The sequence below is a fragment of the Priestia sp. HNGD-A6 genome (assembly GCF_045784335.1).
Classification (GTDB): domain Bacteria; phylum Bacillota; class Bacilli; order Bacillales; family Bacillaceae_H; genus Priestia; species Priestia zanthoxyli.
The window spans coordinates 1,905,039-1,922,294 of sequence record NZ_CP138621.1; the positions used below are offsets into that span (position 1 = coordinate 1,905,039).

At 39.8% G+C, this 17,256-nt stretch carries 15 protein-coding genes; 1 reads left to right on the forward strand and 14 read right to left on the reverse strand.

What is annotated here, in order from left to right:
• Positions 1-72 precede the first annotated feature (72 nt).
• The 7 genes from SCI76_RS09595 to nei form a co-directional block, all read right to left on the reverse strand.
• Positions 73-1,083 (reverse strand): MupG family TIM beta-alpha barrel fold protein, encoded by a 1,011-nt coding sequence (locus tag SCI76_RS09595; protein ID WP_047751584.1) that lies wholly within the window; start codon positions 1,081-1,083, stop codon positions 73-75.
• Positions 1,080-2,441, reverse strand: a complete 1,362-nt coding sequence (locus SCI76_RS09600; protein WP_033578151.1) for a PTS transporter subunit EIIC — start codon at positions 2,439-2,441, stop codon at positions 1,080-1,082. Before SCI76_RS09600 ends, SCI76_RS09595 begins: the two co-directional genes overlap by 4 nt.
• A 90-nt stretch (positions 2,442-2,531) precedes the next feature.
• Complete coding sequence (locus tag SCI76_RS09605) at positions 2,532-3,386, reverse strand: MurR/RpiR family transcriptional regulator (RefSeq protein ID WP_048020094.1); 855 nt, start codon at positions 3,384-3,386, stop codon at positions 2,532-2,534.
• A 12-nt stretch (positions 3,387-3,398) separates the two neighbouring features.
• Positions 3,399-4,304, reverse strand: coding sequence for an N-acetylmuramic acid 6-phosphate etherase (gene murQ / locus SCI76_RS09610; RefSeq protein WP_338705262.1), 906 nt, complete (start codon positions 4,302-4,304; stop codon positions 3,399-3,401).
• A gap of 156 nt (positions 4,305-4,460) precedes the next feature.
• Positions 4,461-5,840, reverse strand: coding sequence for a DUF6612 family protein (locus tag SCI76_RS09615; protein WP_048020093.1), 1,380 nt, complete (start codon positions 5,838-5,840; stop codon positions 4,461-4,463).
• 215 nt (positions 5,841-6,055) lie between these two features.
• Positions 6,056-6,433, reverse strand: coding sequence for a MaoC family dehydratase N-terminal domain-containing protein (locus tag SCI76_RS09620; RefSeq protein WP_013055587.1), 378 nt, complete (start codon positions 6,431-6,433; stop codon positions 6,056-6,058).
• A gap of 104 nt (positions 6,434-6,537) precedes the next feature.
• Positions 6,538-7,356 (reverse strand): endonuclease VIII, encoded by an 819-nt coding sequence (gene nei, locus SCI76_RS09625; RefSeq protein WP_028412142.1) that lies wholly within the window; start codon positions 7,354-7,356, stop codon positions 6,538-6,540.
• 247 nt (positions 7,357-7,603) lie between these two features.
• On the opposite strand from nei, the gene SCI76_RS09630 reads away from it, so the two are divergent.
• A complete protein-coding gene (locus tag SCI76_RS09630) occupies positions 7,604-8,605 on the forward strand; it encodes a DUF3231 family protein (protein ID WP_033578148.1) in 1,002 nt (333 codons plus the stop codon).
• Between the two features lie 26 nt (positions 8,606-8,631).
• On the opposite strand, the gene SCI76_RS09635 is transcribed toward SCI76_RS09630, so the two are convergent.
• The 7 genes from SCI76_RS09635 to SCI76_RS09665 all read right to left on the reverse strand — a co-directional run bounded on the left by SCI76_RS09635 (position 8,632) and on the right by SCI76_RS09665 (position 17,021).
• On the reverse strand, positions 8,632-9,648 hold the full coding sequence (locus SCI76_RS09635; protein ID WP_028412140.1) for an iron ABC transporter permease: 1,017 nt from the start codon (positions 9,646-9,648) through the stop codon (positions 8,632-8,634).
• A 6-nt stretch (positions 9,649-9,654) separates the two neighbouring features.
• Entirely contained in the window at positions 9,655-10,689 is a 1,035-nt protein-coding gene (locus SCI76_RS09640; protein ID WP_033578146.1) for an iron ABC transporter permease, read from the reverse strand.
• Between the two features lie 79 nt (positions 10,690-10,768).
• Entirely contained in the window at positions 10,769-11,713 is a 945-nt protein-coding gene (locus SCI76_RS09645) for an ABC transporter substrate-binding protein (RefSeq protein WP_028412138.1), read from the reverse strand.
• Between the two features lie 302 nt (positions 11,714-12,015).
• Entirely contained in the window at positions 12,016-13,203 is a 1,188-nt protein-coding gene (locus SCI76_RS09650; RefSeq protein WP_407545168.1) for an acyl-CoA dehydrogenase family protein, read from the reverse strand.
• Between the two features lie 15 nt (positions 13,204-13,218).
• The gene (gene ssuD, locus SCI76_RS09655; RefSeq protein ID WP_033578143.1) at positions 13,219-14,352 is read right to left on the reverse strand and encodes an FMNH2-dependent alkanesulfonate monooxygenase; all 1,134 of its coding nucleotides are present in this window, start codon (positions 14,350-14,352) and stop codon (positions 13,219-13,221) included.
• 105 nt (positions 14,353-14,457) lie between these two features.
• Positions 14,458-15,639 carry an acyl-CoA dehydrogenase family protein gene (locus tag SCI76_RS09660; RefSeq protein ID WP_176344604.1) on the reverse strand — a complete coding sequence of 394 codons (1,182 nt, stop codon included), beginning with the start codon at positions 15,637-15,639 and terminating at the stop codon, positions 14,458-14,460.
• Positions 15,636-17,021: an LLM class flavin-dependent oxidoreductase gene (locus tag SCI76_RS09665; protein WP_407545169.1), complete on the reverse strand. Its 1,386-nt coding sequence runs from the start codon at positions 17,019-17,021 to the stop codon at positions 15,636-15,638. The genes SCI76_RS09660 and SCI76_RS09665 overlap by 4 nt, the downstream gene beginning before the upstream one ends.
• Positions 17,022-17,256: the final 235 nt, after the last annotated feature.

Genomic DNA, 17,256 nt, shown 5'->3' on the forward strand with positions numbered 1-17,256 from the left:
AGTGTGTGCTCTTTGTTTTTGTGACATTACTAGTTAGCTATTGGCTTCTTTAAAAATACACCGTTTTTTCCTTCAGACAGTAATAAGCTCAAGCTTTTGCCCCGGTCTCACTAATGAAAGCAGCTCGTGATCTTCTTCTATTACATACCCAATCACATTCACATTAGCATTTGCAGACAAATTCCTTTTAGCTATTTGAACCTCTCCTCTGTAACGTCCGTAGCCATCATTGTCCATTGTAATTGCTCCGATTCTGCGTTCTACTGTATGAAATGGCAGCACTGGTTTTACAGATCGTGTATCAACCAATCGCAGAACGTCTCTTGATACATCCGGACGCACGCTGTACGTTCCCTGTATATGAGGTGAACGAATGCGTAGCGGAATAATGCGGTTTTCTTGATATTGAACTAAACGTTTTAATAAATTTGAACTGGCGTATGGATCTCCAATATAAACCTCCGTTACTCCGCATCCGTATAAATCTACTGCAGAGGTAAAAGGACATTTATTACGGTCTTTTTCTCTAGTAGGAAGTCCTTGATAAATAGGTCCTCTCTTTTCGCCTTCTCCAGGAATATAAGCACAAACTGGAATACGAAGTTCATTAAATAAATCTGTCTGCTGTTGAAAAAACGTTTCTTCAAGCCCTGTTTCAGGCCGCGGATAAAAATTATGCCAAGCAAGCAGCTGATGATGATGAAGACCTGCAGATAATAGCGCTTCTATTTCTAGTTTTGACACTGTACTTGCATTAAGGGCAATATAAAACTCATCCGCAAGTAAAATCGTTTCTTCTACGCTAAAGCCATCGTCTAGTCTAATACCTGATACGCCAAGTGAAGATAGAGTCATAAGGCTTTCGATACCTAAATGAACCGGTGTATGCTTAGATACATCTGCATACACGCTTATTCCACAATCTCTAGCCACATGAAGCAATTCTTTTGCCCGTTCAGCCAAATCTCCTTTTTCCTCTGGAATGTGAAGTGAAGTGAATGCGCGTGTAACGCCGCATTCACTCGCTTCTACTAATCTTTGTTTGGCATCTCTATCGTTCAAATAAAATGAAATGCCAATCATTCAAACTCCCTCGCCATTTCGTCGTTAAATCCAAAGAAATAGGTACAAATAAAACCTGCTGCGTAAGCAATAACTAATCCAAGTAAATAAAGAAGAATTTGATGCGCATGAACTAAAAACGTAAGCGGCAAACCCGATACTCCCACTGCTACAGTTGCAATATGGAAGTGCGCCTGAAACGCTCCGCCGATTCCAGCTCCAAGACAAGCGGTTAAAAATGGACGCCCTAAAGGAAGTGTGACTCCAAAAATAAGCGGCTCTCCGATTCCCAGCAGCCCTGAAGGAAGTGCGCCTCCAATTGCTCGCTTTAAGCGTTTTTTCTTTGTTTTGATATAAATAGCAAAAGCTGCACCAACCTGACCGGCTCCGCCCATTGCTAGTATAGGAAGAAGCGGATCATCTCCAATCGAATTAATAAGCTCTAAATGGACCGGAGTAAGACCTTGATGCAGTCCTGTAATAACGAGCGGCAAAAACGTTGCCCCTAAAACAAAGCCTGCTACAACTCCTCCAACCTCTAAAACTCCTAAAAGACCTTTTGTGATTCCATCTGAAATGAAGCCGCCAATTGGCATGAATACCACATACGTAATAATTCCTGTAATTAACACCGTAACGGTTGGTGTAATAATAATATCCAGTGACTGTGGGACAAATTTACGTACTCGTTTTTCTAACACGGCCATAAAGATTGCTGCAAGCAGCACTCCTATTAAGCCCCCACGCCCCGGCAAAAGTGCTTCACCAAAAAGTTTAATATCAGCTACGGCAGGATTAATGACTAAAATGCCCGCTAAGCCTCCTAGAGCTGGCGAACCACCAAATTCTTTTGCTGCATTAATACCTACTAAAATACCCAGATAGGCAAATAAACCGCTTCCGATAACGGTTAAAAGAATAGCAATCTGTGAATCTGCCGGAAGCCACTTCGCCTGCACAGCTGCTTTTGTCACTCCGGTAATAAGTCCAGATGCTACAAGAGCAGGTATCAACGGAATAAAAATACTTGCAATTCGGCGAAGCAACAGCTTAAACGGAGTTGCATTTTTTTCTTTCAGCTCCGATTTCCGCTGTGCTGCACGATCTTCTAAGTTAATACCGCCGGATTCATCAATTAACTTTCCAAATTCTTCTGTTACTTTGTTCACTTTGCCCGGCCCAATAATGATTTGCAGCGTTTCTTCTTCCACTAATCCGAGCACGCCTTCAAGTTTTCGTATATCTGCCTTTTTAACAATTGAATCATCTTTTATAGTCACACGCAGCCGCGTCATGCAATGCGTATACGCTTCAATATTGGATGCTCCCCCAAGCATCTCCAAAACAGCCTTTGCTAATTGATGATTATCTAAAGACATGTTAATCCCCCTTTGTATTTTCCTCTTAGATGGATACGCCACTGAGGAAACAGACCACAAAATCCCCTTTTTTGTAATCGTTCTCTTTTTTTATTTCTTATCTTTCAAAAACTGAATGGCATCTCTTGTTTTGTCAATATACTCAATCGTCTGGTCGTACTGCTGCGCTGCAATACTTAAAAATAAAACATCAATCACATAAAGCTGGGCTAAACGAGACGATGTTGCTGCGCTTCGAAACGGCGCTTCTTGAGAATAAGACGTATACAAACAAATATCTGCTAAAGACGAAACGGTAGACTGTCCGTACTTGGTTAAGCTAATCGTCTTTACTCCGCGATTTTTAGCTAAAGATAAGACGTTGCTTACTTCAGGAGTCTCTCCTGAAAAAGAAATACCCACGACTACATCGTCTTTACTTGCATTTGCGATGAGTGTAGCTGCTAGATGGCTATCTGCAAAAGCCGTAGCATTTTTATTAATTCGAAGAAATTTTTGCTGAGCATCTATCGCAATAATATGTGAAGCACCAATTCCAAAAAAATGAATGTTTTTTGCTTCAATCAGCGCCAAAACAGCCCGCTCTACTTCTTTATAATTCACAAGCTCGGCCGTATCACTTAGACTTTGAATGCTATTGCTTGCCGTTTTTTTGACAATAGATTGAATCGTTTCATTTGTTTCAATATCCCGGTATCCTTGTTCTGTATCTCTAGCTAAATCACCGGCTACTCTTACTTTTAATTCTTGAAAGCCGCTAACCCCGATAGATTTGCACAAACGAATAACGGCAGCACTGCTCGCATTTGCTAGTCTACCTAATTCCCCAGCCGTACTGTTTACCACAGTATGCGGATTATTTAAAATATATTCAGCAATTTTCCTCTCCGAATCAGGAAGCTTAGCTACCGTGTTTTTTATCATCGTTAATCCACCTGTTGACATCGTTTCTCTCCTTTATACATAATTTTCAATCGCTTTTCTCACATAACCGCCCGCATCATTCAGTAATATCTTTGCGGTGTCGTAATTTTCATTTGTTTTGATCATAACCACTGCTGTTTTTACCTCATTATTTGCTTCTTCAAGCGTTTGACTTGCTCGCTCGTAAGAAACACCTGTAATTTTACAAATAATACCTATCGCTCGTTCCTTAAGCTTTTCATTACTCACATGAACATCTATCATTAAATTTTCATATGCTTTTCCTACTTTAATCATGGCCGCGGTAGAAATCATGTTGAGAATCATTTTATGAGCGCTTGCTGCTTTTAACCTTGTGGAACCTGTTAGCACTTCTGGACCTACTACTACCTCGATGCTATGATCTGCTTCTTTTCCAATAAGTGAATTACCATTGCAAGACAGCGCTACTGTTTTAGCTTTTACAGATTTTGCATATTTCAATGCACCAATCACATAAGGCGTACGTCCGCTTGCAGCAATTCCAATGACTGTGTCTCGTTCATTTAAATGTATTTTTTGTAAATCTGCTGCTCCCAATTCTTCTTTATCTTCTGCACCTTCAACTGCTTTCACAAATGCTTTTTCTCCTCCAGCCATCAGTCCCTGTACCTGATTGGGATTGGTACTGAAAGTAGGCGGGCATTCAACAGCATCCAATACTCCCAGCCGTCCGCTTGTTCCTGCTCCGACATAAATAAGCCGCCCTTCCTTTTGAAACGATTCGCTTACAAACTCAACTGCTACCTCTACGTCTGGAAGTACCTCTTGCACAGCCAGCGCCACTTTTTGATCTTCTTTATTCATTACGTTTAAAATTTCTTTTGTACTAGCCGTATCTATCTTCATGGTCTGCTCGTTTTGAGACTCTGTTGTTAATAACGTAAGCTGTTCATTCATCTTTTCGGCCCCTTTTTCATCATGTAGTGAAGTTATGGTTATTATAATTCTTTTAAAATATAATTTCAATAATTTATTTTATTTTCTGAAATTATATTTTAAAAGAACATAAAAAAAGATTTCAGGCATATAGCTGAAATCCTTTTTTATATCTATTTATGATTGTTGAGCAAATGTTAACAGATACTCATCTTGCATTAAAACTTCGTAATCTTTTTCACCATTTCTTACGACGTGTACAGGGACTGTTTTTGCCGGAAGTAATTCAACTGGCTCACGATAGCGTTTTGCTACTCCGTCAATAAGTTCGTTTACTAACTGCTCGTTACTCATCTCACCCGCCTGATATTTTTCTGCAAGTGGTGTCATGACTTCCGCTAATACACTTGCATCGTTAAATCCTTGAATTTCGACTTGTACGACGTACGCACCATCTTCAGCACTATACGCTGCATCTTTAATGGTATATTTTGTAGATGAAAGAGCTTTTAGAAAAGCGCTGCTTACTTCGTTTAACTGCTCATCGGTTATATTTGAGCTCAATGATGATAAAGCCCCTTTAAAATTCGTTTCAAAAAACTCTACAAACGAACTCTTTTGGAACTCCCCTTTTTCTTTTACCTGTTTCTTATCTTGCTGATTCGGATGTTTAGCAACAAATTGATCTGTATTTTGATAAACAGTGGCTTGAATTAAAGCATCCACGTATTGTCCCGCTTCCTTGGCATAGGCAGCCTGCTTTTCTTTATTTGGCGTTTCGGTGCTGCTACCATTAGAAGCAGCAGCGGCTTTTGCTTCCACTTTTGGTTTTGTTACATTGTCTAATTGGTTATATGTATACGTATACGTTTGCTTAGACTTTGAGTTTTCTGTTTTTCCGTCTACTTTAACTGAATACGACTGATTTTTTACTACTTTCTTTATTTGCTTCGTTTCTTTATCAATTGTCACAATAAGCGAAAAATCTTTTCCTTTAATTTGGTCAAGGTCTACAGCAGTATCGCTGCCTTGATTTGTTATTTTATAATAAGCTTTAGCATCACCTGCTACAATTTTTTGCTTTTTGTCTTTGTCTCCGTTAAATGTTAATACATACTCTTTGCCTTTTTCGGTGACGTCAAATTCATTTGGAAGATTTTTATCATACTTTTGGTAGTAGCGTATTGGATTTTGTTGAAGCTCCCTAGCGTTATTAATTAAAGCCTTAACGTACTTTTTTTCTTCTCCCTGTACTTTTGTGCTTTCTTCTCCAGCCACAGCTAACGTTTCATCACCGTCATGATACATCTTCAATTCTTCGCCGTTCATTTTTGTGTTAATGTAACCTGCTTTACTTTTAAAATCAAACTCTTGTACTCCGTTGACTTTGTAATCAGACGATCCTTCTTCTTTCCCATTGACTTTCACTTGAACATTTTTCACCTTTTCTTGTGCTTCTTTCACGTCACCCGTTAATTCCTCTGAAGACGGCATCCCACATGCCGAAAGCAATAGAGCGAATGATAGTGCTAAGCCGGTATTAATTATTTTTTTCATCTAAGAAACTCCTTTTTAAATATTTTTCCAAAAATAAGAATCTATGTACTTAGTAAATACACATTTTTACCATTTGTGAAACTCAACTTTACTAAATTACCATATTTACATTTAAATGGTAACCAACAAAAGAAGGAAATTGCACAATAAAAAAGTCACGAATCCGTGACTTTTTTAACAACCTTCATAACTTATTTTTTATTAGCGCTTTCATTTCAATCTCTTATAATTCCATTACTTGTCCCTATCAGTACTTCTTTACCTTGTTGATTTCGATACACTGATTTGATTTTCACTTTTTGAAAACCATCTGCTTTTTCTACTTCAGTTAATATACATTCACAGGTAACTGTATCTCCTGCAAAAACTGGACGAAGAAATTCACTCACCATTTCTCTTGCAATGTAGTTTAAGTCTCCCCCTATCTTTGTCCCAATACTAGCAGTCATAAGCCCATGTACCATTAGCCGCCCTTTTTCGTCACGTTCTATATGATGTTTGCCCCGGTCTCCAGTCATCTCCGCAAACTGCATGATTTCTTCCTCTTGAAACGTTCTTTGCCACGTAAATGTATCTCCTGCTTTACATTCCATCTTATCCCTCCCCTTAAGGTTATGACTTTACTTTTTAACTATATCACAAAAATGAATGTTCATTCATTTTTACATCAAAAAAATAGCAGAATAAATATATCCTGCTATTTCTGACAAGTAGGACAGTAATAAAGCCTTCTAGAAGCAGCTTGGACTTTTAGAATAGGCGTGCCGTCAATTCGACAAGCTTCTCCTTCACGGTTAAAAACCCAGTGGCGGTATGCAGAGCGCTTTTGCCCTTTCTTTTTTAACGATTCAGCAAGCTTTACATCATTTGTAATGCCACCTGTTTTATAGGACTGTTTTACAAGAGAAATGGTTGCTTCAGCTGCCTTTTTAAGCTGTTCTTCCGTGCAGTCTATGGGACGAGCTGCAGGGTTAATTCCCGCTACAAATAGGATTTCACTGCGCAAGTAATTGCCAATCCCAGCTATAAAGCTTTGGTCTAGCAGCAGCGATGCCCACTTTCTACGATAAAATGGTTTAGAATAAAAACGGTCTAAAAGCTCACCTGCCGTTACTTCTTCACTTAAGATATCAGGACCAACCCTTGATACAAAAGGATGAGCTGGAACTTCTTCATCACGCAATACTTCAATATCAGAAGCGCTATAAAGCAGCGCTGATTTTTTTTCATTATGAATTGCAAGGCGCAGCTGTCTGTTTGTAGATGGATAATTGTAAGATGAACGAACATACCATTTTCCATAAAGCTGATTATGTGAGTAAATGGTATAGCCGTTGTCAAAACGAATAAGCATAGCTTTTCCTTTTGTATCTACTCTCTCAATACGAGCTCCTGTTAATACTTCTTCATAATGTTGCAAAGATGGAAAAGCAAACCATATCTCGCGAACAGGAAGACCGATAATCGCTTTTTCCACTTCGTCGGCTGCTCGTCTAATTTCTGGACCTTCTGGCATATAATGAAACTCCTTTCTTGCCTAACTTTCTTCATTTATTATTTCGGTTTTATTTCTGCTTTGCAAGAAAGAAGCGGCTGCGCCCTTCTTTTGCTAAAAGAACCTTTAAATTATGCATGACGTTTACTCTTATAGTAAAATGTTGATACCTTTTTTACTTTCTATAGTGTTTATCTTACTTCCTTTGACTTATACTAGTTGGTAACCTTTTAGAAACTTGTTAATTACTTAGCATGAGGAGTTTATTATGAATAATCAATCATTTTCTCCACTATCAGCCGCTGAGATGGCTGTTATTTGGAAGCAATATATGAACGATAAAGCGATTTCTTGTATGCTCAAACAATTTCTTTGTCATGTAGACGATTTAGAGATTCAAAAAGCGATTCAAGGTACACTGCATATCACAACAAAAAACAGTGATGCGCTCACTGCTATCTTTTTAAAAGAAAATATGCCAATCCCGCTTGGTTTCGGAGAAGAAGACCTTGACGCTGAAGCTCCAAAATTATTTTCGGATTCTTTTTATTTGCTTTATTTAAAGCATATTTCAAATGTCCTTCTGCTGTCAGCAACTACGGGCGTCGATGTTGCCGCAAGAAATGATGTACGATCTTTTTTTCGCAGCTTGCTGTTAAAAGCAGAAAAGCTTAACCAAACGATTACAGATTTGTTGTTAGAAAAACAAATTTTTATAGAACTGCCTCCCATTCCTATTGCAGATGCGTCTGATATGAACGATAAAGAACTCTTCTTAGGAAGCTATTTTGATGAAAAGCGGCCGTTAACCGTCATTGAAATTTCTCATATCGTGTCAAGCATACAGACGAACTTAATTGCAAAGGATTTAATTTTAGGGTTTGCTCAAACAGCTCCTTCTCAGGACATTCAGGCTTTTTTATTAAAGGGTAGAGAGCTTGTGCAGCAGCATATTGAATCCCTGTCACAACCGCTAATGGTAGAAAACATACCGGTCACAATGAAGTGGGATTACGGAGTAGAAAAGTCTTCTGTTCCCCCATTTTCAGAAAAACTCATGATGTTTCACCTAGCTGCGATGATTACTGAAAATGTACGTGGCTACGGGCTTGCGATGTCAACAAGCCCCCGTTTAGATCTCGCTTTAAACTATACAAACTTCACGACTGAAATTTTGGAATATGCCAAAGAAGTATCAAGAATAAGTATTGAACAAGGATGGCTAGAAGAGCCTCCGCATATTCCATTTCCCAAAATTCACTTGGAATAAAAATAAGCTCGCGCTAAAGCGCGAGCTTATTTTTTAGATTCTCTCCACAGTAAATAAAGAAAATACGGAGCGCCGATAATGCCAATGATTAATCCGGCCGGAATTTCAATCGGAGGAGCAATTCCTCGCCCAATCAAATCTGCCGCTAGTACAAACAAAGCTCCAAGTAAAGCGGCTGTAGGAATCAGTTGTTTATGTCTCGGTCCCACTAACCGTTTGGCCACATGAGGAATAATAAGCCCGACAAAGCCAATGGTACCAACAACCGATACAACGGCAGCTGTCATTGCCACTGCGCTTGCTAGTAATACTAGACGAATTAGCTCTACTCTAGCCCCTAGCCCCCTAGCCACTTCATCGCCTAAGTGAATTAAATCTAACCGAGCAGCTAACAGCCAAATCAGCGGTACTAGTATAACGACCCACGGAAGTAAACCAATCAATTGATCCCATGTTCTTCCCCATAAGCTGCCGCTCAGCCAAATGAGTGCTGCGTTTACGTTTGGATTTGCTTTTGAAATTAACAAGTGAATACCGGATGAACAAAAAGCGCTGACCGCTACACCTATTAACGCAAATCGAATAGGTTCTACTCCTTTTTTATAAGCAAGCAAATAGACGATTACGAAGACAAAGGAGCCTCCTGCAAACGCAGCGACTGATAAAACAGACGGACTTGCTAAAGGCAGTAAAATAGTGACTGCAACAGCAGCTAACCCTGATCCGCTTGAAAGACCTAATGTATCGGGACTAGCGAGCGGATTTCTCATAATAGACTGTACGACGACTCCGGACACAGCTAGGCCGATCCCGGTTAAAATAGCCAGCAAAATACGAGGCAGGCGAAATTCTACCAAAATAGACGTCAAGTCAGGATCGCCAATGCCAATAAAAGACGTAATAATATCTAAAGGAGGTATGTTAATGTCTCCTAAGCTAAGGCTTATCACGCTCAGCGCTATAATTAAGACAGAAAGAATGATAAACAGGCCGACAGACTTGAATCGAGATGGCTGCTTTTTTGTTTTATTGACAGTCTGCATATATACTCATGCCTTCCTTTCTGTTTTTTTGCGTCTCGCTAAGTAAATAAAGTACGGTGTTCCAAGCAATGCTGTTACTGCACCTACAGGGGTCTCATACGGGTATGTAATAAATCGCGACAATACGTCTGCTAATAGCAGTAAAGATGCTCCAAGCAGCGCGCTCATTGGCAAAACAACTCGGTAATCTACACCTATTAAATAGCGCACCATATGAGGAACAACAAGCCCTACAAATCCAATAGGACCCGCAATCGCCACTGAAACACCAGCTAATACAATCACAACAACTGCAGTGAACGCTCTAATGGCAAAGACACGCTGCCCGAGTCCTCTAGCTACATCATCTCCTAAAGATAGCAAAGAAGACGCTCTTCCCAGACCAAACGCAACAAGCAGACCTACAATGCTAAAAGGAAGCAACACGTGAACATGTCCCCAGTCCCGCCCAATAACTGAGCCGGTGAGCCAGAACATAACGCCTTCTGTTTTGCTTTCATTAAAAATTAGTAGCGTTTGTGTAAGAGACATAAGCATACCTTGTATAGCGACACCCGTTAAAGCAAGCTTTACATCGCTGTCTCCTCCTTTAATCAACGAACTCATGACGTAGACAATAACAGCAGCAAAGGCGCCTCCTAAAAATGCTCCAAACACCCCGCCAATCATGCTTACACCTGGCACTAAAACCGTTAAAAATACCATTGCCGCTGATGCCCCGGCATTAATACCAAAAATACCAGGAGAAGCTAATGGGTTTCTAGTTAATGCTTGCATCAACGCTCCGGCGACAGCCAAATTAGCACCAACAAATGCCGTGACCAATAAGCGAGGCAGGCGGACAGTTTGAATAATCGATTGTTCTTTTGATCCGTCAAAATCTAGTAAAGCTTGCTTAATCGTCCCAAAAGAAATATGTATAGAACCGATGGAAATAGATAAAAACATAGAAATCAGTAAAAGAATGATAACAGCAAGAAAAATAGCTATTATGCGAAGTGGAGATTTGTTTCTTTTGGATAAACCGTGAACAGCTTTCATAGTAGACTGCGCCTCCTTCCATTTGAAAGTTCAATAAAAAGAAAAAAACAACCCCGCTGGATTGTTCTTTTCTTCGTTATTATTTGCCTTCAAATAATAACTTTTCTGCTTCATCTGCAATACCATTTGCACCTTGTACACTTCGGCGAAGAGACCATTTAAATACATCAACTTCATACACTTGATTATTTTTAACCGCTTTTAGCTCTTTCCATAATGGCTGTTTTGCTAAAGGCGTATGACCTTTTTCATTTCGCATAACAATGAGTTTGTCTGGATCTGCTTTTACGAGCTGTTCCATTGTCATTTTTACACTGTACTCTTTTGTAGGATCTGTTAATGCATTTTTGAAGCCTAATTGCTCAAGAACACCCGTTGTAAAGAAATTTGAAGTTCTAGCATTAATATTACCATTTGCATCAGCGATAACAAGTACATTGCCCGGATTTTTTGGCGCTTTTGCTTTTAAATCTTTCATTTTTTGCTTATGCTCTTCTACAACTTTTTCAACTTTTGCCTTCTTGCCAACCGCTTCTCCTACTTTTAACTCCGTATTTAGTAAATCATCGTAATTAGCATTTAAATTTTTTAATTCAATTGTTGGCGCAATTTTCGATAATTCTTTATATACATTTTTATGACGTTCTGAATCAGCGATAATCAAATCTGGCTTCAACAGTTTAATCGACTCCAAGCTAGGCTGTGCTCGCGTGCCAACTGATTTGTATCCTTTGATTTCTTTTAGTACATCTTTATCAATAAGCTGTTCTGCTTTATCATCATCAGCTACTCCTACAGGTTTAATACCAGCATCTAACAATGCATCAATAAAACCTAACTCTAATACAACTACTCGCTTTGGATTTTCTTTTACTTTTGTCTCTCCAAGCTCATGTTTAACCACTCTTGTTTTTTCATTTTTTTCATCGGCTGAATTTTCCTTGTTCGTACTGCTGCAGCCGATAAGCATTCCGATTGCCAGCATTGTAATAAAAGCCAGCAGTCCTATTTTTTTCTTATTCAAATGTCATTCCTCCTGCTTGTATCTTTATGTAGATAATTGACTCTTGAAACTGATAATCGTTATCATTATATCAGTTTTATCTATTTAAACAAGCTGATTCGTTATTTTTTAATTAAAAAAGTTATACCCATTCTATTAAAAAAGAAATTGCTACATAATGAAACCCATCCAATCAACAGCTAGAAGCAACTCAACATATGAAACCTACGTTCACCTTAACCATAAAAAATCCGAACGATTCATCGTTCGGATCTTCCTACAATTAAAATACTTTTGTCCCAACCTCTTTTTTTAGTAGACTTCTATGAATATGGGGTAATCGGCGGCAGTTCACTGCTAAGATACCATTTACCTATGTCACGAAGCTTGTAAGCAACAGGATCGTGTAAGCTAATTGTTCGTGCGTTGCGCCAGTAGCGATCAAATTTGTACTGATCAGACGTGGCCCTAGCACCCATCCCATCAAATATAGTGGAAGTAATATGTAAGGCCGTTTTGGCAGTAAACGTTTTAGCCATCGCAATGGCGACTCCACACTCGCCACGCTGCTGTCCCGTTAGCGCATCTTCTTTTGCCCATGCACGATCAAATTCTGTAACAGCTTTTTCTATAAGTGCTGAACAAGCATGAAGGTTTAAACTCATTTCACCGTATTGCTGAATAATATAAGGATCTTGCTCCGCTGCTTCAACACCTGAACTTAGCCACGGTTTTGTATGAGCCTTCAGATAAGCTTTTGATTCTTCCAAAGCGCCTTGAGCAATACCGTACAATAAGTGAGTGAGCATAAGCTGAGCTAAATGTGTTCGTACCGTAGGAAAAACCTTTTGCTCTCCATCTGCTTTATGCAATATTTCTTCTTCATAAACGATAACACCTTCAAACTTTACACTTCCGCTGTCCGTTTGACGCTGTCCAAATCCGTCCCAATTATCTTCAGTAACAATTCCTGCTCTATGAGTAGGAAGTACACATAGCAATACCTCACCGTTTTCTTCTTGAGCCGATACTAACAAACGATCGGAATCCGTTGCCCCCGAACAAAAACTCTTGCTTCCGCTGAGCATTAATCGTCCGTTTTCTTGAACTGCTTTCAACCCTGAATCTCTAGGATTAAAGGCATTGCCCCAAAAAAGCTGCTGAGCTGCTGTTTCTTCGTAAAAAGTTTTGTACTGCTGAGTACTTCCGAATAGAAACGTCGAACAAACCGTCAAATAATGATACCCCAACAAGTGTGCAAGTGAACTATCTGCTTTCGCAATGATATTCACGACTTTAAAAACAATCGGCCAGCCGGCTCCATAACCTCCGTATTCTTTAGGAATGGGGAGTGCTAAAAGACCGCTTTTTCTAAGTAGATTACGCTCATATAGAGGCGTTCCACCTTCTCTATCTCTTTTTGCGGCTGTTTTGAAAAACTCTTTAGCCAACTGATTAGCCAATTCAAGGATTTTCTCTTGAGACGCTGCAACCGTTTGTGTGTTGTTCATGATTCCCCTCCTTTCTCACCTTTTAGCGGGTGCTTTATCATTCACTTTCACTTCACCAAATGGACTGATAAATGTGCGCTCGTTCTCATCTTGCTTACGCTGAACTGGAAGTCTTGGAAACAAAAGCTCTGCTGTTCGATATGCTTCTTCTAAATGAGGATATCCAGATAAAATAAATGTTTCGATACCTAACTCAGCATATTCTTTGATTCGCTGTGCCACCGTATCAGCATCCCCTACTAAAGCAGTCCCTGCGCCTCCTCGAACTAACCCTACACCAGCCCATAGATTAGGGCTTACCTCTAAGTTTGAACGGTCGCCTTGATGCAAGGCGCTCATACGTTTTTGACCTTCTGAATCCATTCGAGAAAATACTTTTTGGGCTGATTTAACGGCTTCTTCATCTACATGTTGAATCAGTTCATCTGCCGCTTTCCAGGCTTGTTCTTCAGTTTCACGAACAATGACATGAAGCCTGATGCCAAATCGAATTTCTCTTCCTGTCTGCCTAGCTTTTTCTTTCATTCGTTCAATTTTTTCTTTTACTTGCGCAGGAGGCTCTCCCCAAGTTAAATAGACGTCTATATGCCTTGATGCAACGTCCATCGCTACAGGAGAAGAACCTCCAAAATAAAGCGGAGGATACGGTTTTTGGATCGGCGGATAAAGCACGTCTCCACCTTTAACACTCAAGTAGTCTCCGTCGAAGTGAACATCGGATTCATTTAATACCCTTCTCCATATCGTTAAAAATTCATCTGTCAGCTCATAGCGGTCGTGATGGTTCAAAAACACCCCGTCTCCTTCTAGCTCCACAGGATCTCCTCCTGCTACGACATTAATAAGAAGCCTTCCTTTAGAAAAGCGGTCAAATGTTGCCGCCATTCTTGCGGCTTGTGTAGGGGACATTAAACCGGGGCGTACCGCCACTAAAAACTTCAGATTTTCAGTGACTGGCACTAAAGTAGATGCAGCAATCCACGCATCCTCGCATGACTTTCCCGTCGGAAGCAAAACCCCGCTATATCCTAGCTCATCCGCAGCTTGTGCAACTTGTTTGCAATAAGAATAGCTTGCAGCCCTGGCTCCTTCATGGCTTCCTAAATAACGTCCATCTCCGTACGTTGGAATAAACCAAAATAACTCCACTTGTATTCGCCCCTTTTGAAAGCTACAAAAAAACTCCGTTATTACAAATAAACTGCAATAAGGAGCCTCAGTTGTCTGATAGCTTTATTTTTTACTATTTTTAAATCAAGCATACGGATTAGGTGTAGGGTACTGCTGATTCAACACCCAGTTCCCAACCGTTCGAAGCTTGTATTCAGCTGGATTATGAAGAGTATGAGTTCTTACATTACGCCAGAATCGGTCGTATCCGTATTCAGCATGAACCGAACGCGCTCCCATAACTTCGAATATCTTACTTGTGATATCCAGTGCAGCATTACCAGCGAAAACATTGGCAGCCGCTACGTGAACTGCTAGATTTCCACGTTCTTCTTCCGTTAATTTTCTGCCTTTTTCCCACGCTTCATCCAATATGAGAGCTGCTTCATCTGCAAGTGCACTGGCTGCTTTCGCTTGAATCCAAAGTTCACCGTATTTTCGCAGTATACCTGGATCATCCGAAGCTTTTTCTACCCCTGATGTTAACCAAGGCCGTGTTTTAGAAGCCGTGTAGTTTTGTGCTTCTTCAATTGCTCCAAAAGCGCTTCCTATAAAGACATTCGTTAAAATAATTTGCGACAGCGAGGCTCCAATAGTTGAAAAAGGAGTAGGATTTTCAACAAAATCTTGAACCACTTCATATTCTTCTATTCGTACATTTTTAAAATCTACATTTCCACTTCCCGTCTGTCTTTGTCCCATCGCATTCCAGTCATCCTTGACGGTAATGCCTGTTCTCGCAGTAGGCACGACTCCGTTTAAATATTGCCCCGTTTCTCTATCATTAAACGATAGCCATAAGTACTGAGAATCAGGTGAACCAGAACCAAAAGCTTTTGTTCCATTTAATAGATAACCTTCTGATTGCTTATCGCCTTTTAGACTTTCTACTAAAGGATTAGAGGCATTTCCCCAAAAAGCTTGCTGCTGAACAGATAAAGGATAAAAATAAGCCTGCTGTTCTTCTGTACCTTTGATTCGAATATCTGAGACAAACAAGGAGTGATAGCCGTATAAGTGGCCTAATGCTGCATCGCCTTTGGCCAACTCTCGAACAATAGCCAAAGCTGTTGACCATTTCCCGCCTTCTCCGCCATATTTTTGAGGAATTAATAAATTTAACAGCCCGCTTTGGCGAATAGCATCTTTTTGCTGCTTGGGTGTTCCGCCTTCTTTATCTCTTTGCGCTGCATCCTTTGCAAAAGAAACGGACAGCTTTTTTGCTTGATCAAGATAAATTTCTTCCTTTACAGTGGTCGCGGTCATGTTAAACTCTCCTTTTGGCTCGTCTTTCGATATCGAGCGCCATAGTGTTTATCAGGCAAGAAATGTGATTTTTTAAATAGCTTTTCTCTATAAGTTCCTTCACTGTAATCCATTTTGAATAAATCTCTTTCCTGCAAAACAGGAATCACTAAATCAATAAAATCAGCAAACGTTCCCGGTGTGGTCACATAAGCCATATTAAACCCATCCATGCCCGTATCGTTTATCCATTCTTCCATAAAATCAGCTACTTGTTCTGGACTACCCACAGTAACTGGGCCCATCCCTCCGATACTGACAAATTTCACTACTTCTTCTATCGTCCACTTTCTATCGGGATCACTTATTGTAAATTTCTCTAAAGCAGAACGAACCGAATTCGTTGCAATAAATTCAATGAGCTGTTCTGGCTCATAGGCAGAAACATCAATTCCCGTCCAGCCGCTAAACAGCGTGGCTGCTCCTTCGAAATTGACATAGCTCTCAAACTGGGCAAGCTTTTCCTCCGCCTCTTTTTCAGTTCGTCCAACAATTGGTGTAAATAAATTGAAAATTAATACGCTCTGTGGGTCTCTGCCTTCTGCAGCAATTTGAGCGCGCATTTTTTTCACGTAATCTGCGGCTACTTTTTTAGTAGGAAAACTTGTAAAGATACATTCAGCGTGTTTGGCAGCAAATTCTCTTCCTGGTGCAGAAGCTCCTGCTTGGAATAAAACTGGAGTCCGCTGCGGTGAAGGTTCTGATAAATGTACGCCTGGAACACTAAACCACTTCCCTTTATGATTAATCGGATGAACCCGGTCTGGAAGTGTAAAAATTCCTTTTTCTTTATCTTTTACAACAGCTCCTTCCTCCCAACTTCCTTCCCACAACTTATAGCAGACTTCTAAAAATTCATCGGCAATATCATAGCGGGTTTCATGCGTAAAGTGTTCTTCTAATCCTAGATTGATTGATCCACTTTCAAGGTATGAAGTCACAATATTCCATGCAATACGGCCATTTGTTAAATGATCCAATGTCGAAAATTTTCGCGCAAACGCATAAGGCTTCTCATAAGTAGTAGATACCGTTACCCCAAACCCTAAATGCTTTGTAGCATACGCCATAGCGGAAATAAGTGCAGTTGGTTCATTCACCGGAAGCTGAGCAGCTTGTTTAAGAGCTCCTTCGTTACTTTGCCTATAAACGTCATAAATGCCTAATACATCAGCTAAAAACAAACCGTCAAACTTTCCTTTTTCCAATAGCTTAGCTAACTCTACCCAGTAATCTAACGTTTTATATTCGGACGCCTGATCACTTGGGTACGTCCATAAACCAGGTGTCTGATGTACAACACAATTCATATCAAACGCATTTAAATAAATATGTTTCCCCATAGAAACCTCCAAAACTAATTAAATACATAAATTAACTAAGAATTAAGACTGTTTGGAAGTAATCTTAAAACATATTCTTCCAGAGTGTCAATGAAACTTCTTCCCTTATAACGAAACATAAATGAAGCTATTACTAATACTGAATTAGGATTTCTTTAAAGGTTATTGACTTATTATTCTAATAACTAAAAAACATTACGACGGCGTCTATAACCCTGTAGATAATCCTTTTGAT

Coding starts and splice junctions, on each gene's coding strand:
- SCI76_RS09660 (WP_176344604.1), bottom strand. CDS start 15,639: ATGACCGCGACCACTGTAAAGGAAGAAATTTATCTTGATCAAGCAAAA.
- nei (WP_028412142.1), bottom strand. CDS start 7,356: ATGCCAGAAGGTCCAGAAATTAGACGAGCAGCCGACGAAGTGGAAAAA.
- SCI76_RS09605 (WP_048020094.1), bottom strand. CDS start 3,386: ATGTCAACAGGTGGATTAACGATGATAAAAAACACGGTAGCTAAGCTT.
- SCI76_RS09640 (WP_033578146.1), bottom strand. CDS start 10,689: ATGAAAGCTGTTCACGGTTTATCCAAAAGAAACAAATCTCCACTTCGC.
- SCI76_RS09630 (WP_033578148.1), top strand. CDS start 7,604: ATGAATAATCAATCATTTTCTCCACTATCAGCCGCTGAGATGGCTGTT.
- SCI76_RS09650 (WP_407545168.1), bottom strand. CDS start 13,203: ATGAACAACACACAAACGGTTGCAGCGTCTCAAGAGAAAATCCTTGAA.
- SCI76_RS09620 (WP_013055587.1), bottom strand. CDS start 6,433: ATGGAATGTAAAGCAGGAGATACATTTACGTGGCAAAGAACGTTTCAA.
- SCI76_RS09635 (WP_028412140.1), bottom strand. CDS start 9,648: ATGCAGACTGTCAATAAAACAAAAAAGCAGCCATCTCGATTCAAGTCT.
- SCI76_RS09600 (WP_033578151.1), bottom strand. CDS start 2,441: ATGTCTTTAGATAATCATCAATTAGCAAAGGCTGTTTTGGAGATGCTT.
- murQ (WP_338705262.1), bottom strand. CDS start 4,304: ATGAATGAACAGCTTACGTTATTAACAACAGAGTCTCAAAACGAGCAG.
- SCI76_RS09595 (WP_047751584.1), bottom strand. CDS start 1,083: ATGATTGGCATTTCATTTTATTTGAACGATAGAGATGCCAAACAAAGA.
- SCI76_RS09665 (WP_407545169.1), bottom strand. CDS start 17,021: ATGGGGAAACATATTTATTTAAATGCGTTTGATATGAATTGTGTTGTA.
- SCI76_RS09615 (WP_048020093.1), bottom strand. CDS start 5,840: ATGAAAAAAATAATTAATACCGGCTTAGCACTATCATTCGCTCTATTG.